This window comes from Amycolatopsis sp. NPDC001319 (assembly GCF_042896185.1).
In the GTDB taxonomy this organism is placed as follows: Bacteria; Actinomycetota; Actinomycetes; order Mycobacteriales; family Pseudonocardiaceae; genus Amycolatopsis.
This window is the reverse complement of sequence record NZ_JBIAWY010000037.1, coordinates 1-1,130: the sequence shown is the minus strand read 5'-3', so window position 1 is coordinate 1,130 and position 1,130 is coordinate 1. Positions and strand designations below refer to the sequence as shown.

The window sequence follows — 1,130 nt, the reverse complement described above, 5'->3', positions numbered from 1 at the left end:
CGGCCGGTTCTGGTGAAGACCACCGGCCACCAGATGGTCGGCACGGCCTCCGGTGCTGTTGTCATCTCGACGCATCTGATGAACGAGGTGGTGATCGACACCGCCGGCCGCAAGGCCCGGGTCGGTGCCGGGGCGTTGTGGGCCGAGGTCGTCGCGGAGGCGGCGAAGGCCGGGCTGGCCCCGCTCAACGGGTCCAACCCCACGGTCGGAGTCTCCGGCTACACCCTGGGCGGCGGCCTCAGCCCGACCCTCGGCCGCTCCCACGGCTACGCCGCCGACCATGTGCTCTCGCTCGAGGTGGTGACCGCGGACGGCGAACTGCGCCACGTCGACGCCGAGTCCGAACCCGAGCTGTTCTGGGCGCTGCGCGGCGGAAAGGGCAACTTCGCCGTGGTGACCGCGCTGGAGTTCGCCTTGTTCCCGGTGCTCCGCCTCTACGGTGGGGGCCTCTATTTCCCCGGTGAGCGGATGGCCGACGTGCTGCGCGCGTGGACCGCCTGGCATCCGGGCACCCCGGAGACGATGATCTCGTCGTTCGCCGTGCTGCGCCTGCCACCGCTGCCCGAGCTGCCCGAACCACTGCGCGGCGCGTTCACGGTGTCCTTGCGGTTCGCCTACACCGGCACGGCCGAGGACGGCGAGCGCCTGGTGGCTCCACTGCGGACAGTGGCTCCGGCGATCCTCGACACCGTGCGGGACATGCCCTACAGCGAGGTCGCGTCGATCCACAACGAGCCGACCGAACCGTTGCCCTACTACGAGCGGGGCATCATGCTGCGCGAGTTCCCCGAGGAGGCACAGGAAAAGCTGATCGAGCTCGTCGGCCCGGAGTCCGGCACCAGCATGTGGATCGCCGAACTGCGCGCCCTGGGCGGGGCGTGGGACCGCGAGCCGGCCGTGCCCAACGCCGTGGCGACCAGGGGCCTGCCCTACAGCCTGCTGGGCGTCGAGGTCGGTCCGCTGTCGCAGGAAAAGCGGCTCAAGGAGTCAGTCGCCTCACTCCTCGAGGGCATGGCCCCTTGGCAAAGCGACCGGCGGCTGGTCAACAACCTCGCCCCCGAGGAAGCGCCCGACGCCGCCGTGATCTACGGACCGGAGCGCTACCGACGCCTCGCGGCCGTGAAGTCGAA

1 protein-coding gene is annotated in these 1,130 nt (G+C 70.6%); it reads left to right on the top strand.

The window, feature by feature from the left end; translation table 11 throughout:
• On the top strand, positions 1 to 1,130 hold a 1,130-nt coding region (locus tag ACFY1H_RS49555), incomplete at both ends, for an FAD-binding oxidoreductase (RefSeq protein WP_386956788.1).